At 69.3% G+C, this 4,619-nt stretch carries 4 protein-coding genes and 1 pseudogene; all 5 read left to right on the forward strand.

The annotated features are described in order from the left end of the window. Positions 1–90 precede the first annotated feature (90 nt). A complete protein-coding gene (locus AB0J09_RS56890) occupies positions 91–1,797 on the forward strand; it encodes a hypothetical protein (RefSeq protein WP_360711096.1) in 1,707 nt (568 codons plus the stop codon). Between the two features lie 364 nt (positions 1,798–2,161). Then, entirely contained in the window at positions 2,162–2,362 is a 201-nt protein-coding gene (locus AB0J09_RS56895) for a helix-turn-helix domain-containing protein (protein WP_360711099.1), read from the forward strand. 244 nt (positions 2,363–2,606) lie between these two features. Then, complete coding sequence (locus tag AB0J09_RS56900; RefSeq protein WP_360711102.1) at positions 2,607–3,023, forward strand: hypothetical protein; 417 nt, start codon at positions 2,607–2,609, stop codon at positions 3,021–3,023. After that, positions 3,020–3,829 (forward strand): hypothetical protein, encoded by an 810-nt coding sequence (locus tag AB0J09_RS56905; RefSeq protein WP_360711104.1) that lies wholly within the window; start codon positions 3,020–3,022, stop codon positions 3,827–3,829. The genes AB0J09_RS56900 and AB0J09_RS56905 overlap by 4 nt, the downstream gene beginning before the upstream one ends. 12 nt (positions 3,830–3,841) lie before the next feature. Next, positions 3,842–4,619 (forward strand): annotated as a pseudogene (locus tag AB0J09_RS56910) (hypothetical protein); the annotation flags it as partial.

Consider the following 4,619-nt stretch of genomic DNA (forward strand, 5'->3'; position numbering starts at 1 on the left):
GCAGGCGCTCCGAGCGCGTCGACGCCGGATGCGCCGCACCGGCGTGCCTGCCCCACGACTGATCCTTTCCTCACCCCACGAAGGAATTGCGTGACCGCAACGATCGAGCTCGCCGAGCCGCCCGTCTCCGACCTTGACGTTTCTGCCGAGACTTTGGAGCCGGATCCGCTCGCGGGCCCCGATTATCCGCCGTACGCGGAAATCCCGATCGAACGCCTCGAACTCAACCCGCACAACGTCCGGCCGCTCGATGAGTACGGCATCACCGACGACTACATTCAGACCATCAGGGACCTCAACGGCCCGGAAAACGACCTGGTCGTCTTCCCGTCGCCGACCAATCCCGGCATGTTCTGGCCGCACGACGGGAACCGGCGGCTGCGCGGCTCCCAGATGGCTGGGCTGACGACGCTGTGGTGCCGGATCAAGCCGGAACTGGCCCACGACCGCCGGGCGATGCTGCTTGGCCAGCTCACCACCAGTCACCAGCATGAGCCGCTGTCGGAAGGGGCGACGGCCGACGCCTTGTTCCAGCTGGATGAGATGGGCGTGTCTCGCGACCAGTTGCGCCGAGCATCTGGCTGGAAGGGCGACCAGGTCGACGCCGCGATCAAGGCCGGCAACGTGTCGGAGGAGACTCGTGCAGCGTTCTCCGGCATTCGGCAGCGGCCGCCGACGGTGCAGGAGGCTGCCGCGCTTGCCGAGGTGGAAGACGACCCCGACGCCAAGAACGAATCTCTCGGGCTCATCCGCACCGGGCACTCGGCCCACTCGGCGGTCAGGTTGGTCAAGCTCCGCCGCGAAGAAGCGGCCATCATGGCGCAGCTGACCGCCGAACTCCAGGCCGCGGGCGTCCCGATCACCGAAGACATGCCCGACGGCGCGGTCAGAGTGTGGCGGCTGGTGGACAGCGACGGCGCCGAGATGACCGACGAAGCGCACGCCGCCTGCCCCGGCCACGGCGCCTACTTTCCGTCCAGGACTTCACCCGCCTTCTATTGCACGGTGCCGGCGCAGCACGGCTACACGGTGCCGGCGCAGCGGGTGGAGCCGCCGCGGCTGCCGACCAAGCAAATCCGGGAGGGCAACACCGCCTGGCGCTCCAGTGGCGAACTCCGCCAGGAGTGGCTCAAGCAGCGCCTGAACTCCCGCACTGATCCGGGGCAGGTCGTGCTGCGCGCGGTCGCCCGGCTGGTGGCGATAGAGATGCCCGCTCCGCTGGCCGACAAGCTCGGCACCATCCACAGCATCTACAACAGCCGCAAGCCGACCTTCTACACCGACCTGGTCGGCAACCCCAAGGCCAAGCAGGTCGCGACCGCGCCGACCGCCAGGCTCTCCTGGATACTGTTCGCCCGTGTCGCCGCCACCATGGAGCACTGGCTGACCCAGACCAGCTACTCCGACTACCTGTGGCGTCCTGATCGCGGCACCGAGGCCGACCGCAAGATCGTCGCTGACTGGTTCGCCCTGTGCGAAGAACTCGGCCACACGCTCACACCGATCGAGAAAACACTGCGCAACGGCAGCCCCTACACCCCAGGCCAACCGGCCGACAGCGGCACGACGGTGGCCGACGACACTGCTGGCAACGACGGCGACCGCGACACCGAGGCCTACGACGACCGATCCCTCAACGACGAGGACTTCGCCGGCGACACCACCGCCGATGGGGACTTCGGCGACGGGGACCTTGACGAAGCGGACGTCGACTCCGTCGACGACGATCACGATGTCACGGACACGCCCATCGACGACCACACGCCCGACGCCGACGTGCAGATGTCCGACGCCTGAGGCCCACCCACACCCCCTGGTGACGACCTCCGCTGCCACCGGTGCACTCCGCCGAAGGGCGCATTCCGATGGTGACTCCCATGCTCGCCAGTCCGCACAACCGTGCGAGCGTCTTCAACCTGCGCCAGCTTCCCCGCCGTTGTCCGCGCTATGGCCGGACGGCAACCGGACGCCGAGCCATGCGCCACATCGAAGCCGCCCATGGCGGCGGCAGTTGGCCACCCTGCCGGACCCCCGGGCCGTCGACCCCCGTAGGAGGCCAGGGCCTGCTCGCGGGCGCCCGCTGCATCACCTGCCAGCGCAACGCCCGCGTGTGCGGGTCCGGGCCGTCACATCGCCCTCAGCCGGAAGGACGACCTTCCGTATGACCGTTGCCGAAGCTCTCGACAGCCTGCACCTGCTCAAGCCCAGCGAGGTCGCCGCGTTGTTCCGCGTCCGCGTCCCCTCCATCACCCGCTGGGCGGACACCGGAAAGCTCACCTGCGTCCGCACCCTCGGCGGTCATCGCCGCCCTACCGCCGGACCGAGGTGGCCGACCTGGCTCACCGGCGAATCCATCGCCTGAACGCGCCGCCGCGTGAGCCGCCACGCCGACGTGCCCGGCTACCACTCCCCTTCGACCATGCACGGGCCCTGCCGCACCTGAACCGGCAGGCCGGCCACGGGGACTGCCTCCAAGGAGCACACCCTTTCGTGACACGCACCACCCCCTTTTCCGCAGCTCGGCTGGGTCATCCCCAGCCACCAACCACCGACCGCGCGCGCGAGGTGTGCCGATGACCCGGCCCTCGCCTGCGGACACGCCGCCCGTGGAGCTCAGCAAGGACGGCATCGCCTGGGTGGACGTGCTGCGCAGCGTCGACCTCAAACAGAGGGAGATCGACGACGCCCGGGCCGACCTGAACAAGCGGAAAGCCGACCTCCTCGCCCAGGCCGGATTCACCGCGACGGAGGAGGAACTGAAGCAGAAGCAGGCCAATCTCGACGGGATCCGTGAGAAGGCCGAGGCGATCTTCAAAGTCGAGATCGGCGCCGACGGCATCGGTGCCATCAACGGGACGCCGGTCGTGAAGGGAAAACTGACGCGCAAGCGGACCTTCCTGACCGACAAGTTCTTCGCCAGTCACCAGAACCTGCAGAGCGAACGCGACGAGTACACGAGCTTCGGCGAGCCCAAGTACAAGCTTTCGCTTCTGCCTGGTGCCTGGCAGGAGCGGAGCCCGTGACGGGAAGCGCGCTGGCCGCGGCCACCGCCCTTGAGGACCTCGCCGACGACATCGACCGCTACATCGCGCACGCCACCACCCACCAACCACGCAGCCTGCAACGACGGCTGGGCCCCTCCGACCTCGGCTGCCCCTGTGACCGTCGCCTGGGCTACCACCTGGCCGGAGTTCCCCCTCGCCAGCAGCCGTCCAAGTGGGAGGCCTACCTCGGCACCGCCTTCCACGCGCAGATGGCCCGCGACCTCGCCACCATTCCCTGGCAGCCCAGGCCCGGCGTCGTCGTCCCGCGGTTCCTGGTCGAACAGCGCCTCTACGTCGGACAGCTCGGCGGCCAGGACATCTTCGGCACCAGCGACGCCTACGACCAGGCCACCAACAGGGTCATCGACTGGAAGCTGGTCGGCAAGCGCTCCCTGGCCCACTACCGCAGGCACGGAGCCGGACCCGGCTACAGCGTGCAAGGACAGATCTACGGCAAGGGCTGGCGCCTGAAGGGCTACCCCGTCGACGGGATCACGATCGCCTTCATGCCCCGCAGCGAACGCTACGGGCGCCGCCACTTCTGGCACCAACCCTTCAACGAGCAGATCGCCGACCAGGCGCTGGCCCGAGGCAACGCCATCGACGCGGCGATCAAAGTGGCCGGCCCACAAGCCCTGCCTCACCTGCGCACCGCTGACGCCCAGTGCCTGTGGTGCCCCTGGTTCGACCCTGCCAGCCGGGACGTGACCCAAGGCTGCCCCGGCGAACTCGACCTTCCTCGTATCACCCCGCTCACCCCATCCAGCACCACCCACGGCCTCTGAGGAGACGCCCACTTGACCACCCCCAACGACCGCCTCATGCGCGGCGGCCTGCCCACTGCCTCCTTCCTGACAGTCGGCACCAAGGTGTCCGGCTACGTCCTTCGCGACATGGAGGAACTGACGCAGCGGGAGTACGACACCCGAAAGGAGATGCATTTCGACAACGGCGACCCGATCACGATGTTCCTGATCGTGCTCGCCACCTCCGAGCGTCGTGACGACATTCCCAACGACCTCGGCATGCGGGCGCTGTACCTCGACAGCCGCAACAAGAAGCGCGCGGTCCGCGACGCAGTGCGCCGTGCCGGAGGAACCGGCATCGGCGTCGGCGGCCATCTGACGGTCACCTACGTAGGGGACGAGCAGCCCGCCCGTCCAGGCGGGATCGGCGCCAAGATCTACACCGCCGAGTACGTGCTGCCCGAGGCGACAGCAGCCAACGTGAGCCTGCTGAACGAGCCCGACCCGTCGCTGCAGGCGGTGACGCTGACCGCTGCCCCGGCCGGTACTGCGCCGGTGCTTTATCCGCCTGCCGCGGTTCCCGCCGACTACCCGTCGGCCTACAACCCGGCCATCCCCTCCCTCGGGCAGGGCGCGCCCGGCTACCCGGCGCAGGGCTCGCCGTACCCGGCAGCCGGGTACCCGGCCCCCGGCATGCCCGCACCGCCGTACCCGGCCCCCGCCCTCCAGCCCGCGCCGACCGCGCCGGCGGCCGTCCCGAACGAGGGGGCGGCCGCCCCGGCCGCAGGCGCTCTGCCGCCCGCCCCGCCCCACCTGGCCATGCTCAACC

The sequence above is a fragment of the Nonomuraea sp. NPDC049784 genome (assembly GCF_040659615.1).
Taxonomy (GTDB): Bacteria; Actinomycetota; Actinomycetes; order Streptosporangiales; family Streptosporangiaceae; genus Nonomuraea.

Excerpts from the sequence above, each read along its gene's own strand:
- AB0J09_RS56895 (WP_360711099.1), top strand. The coding sequence starts at position 2,162 with ATGACCGTTGCCGAAGCTCTCGACAGCCTGCACCTGCTCAAGCCCAGC.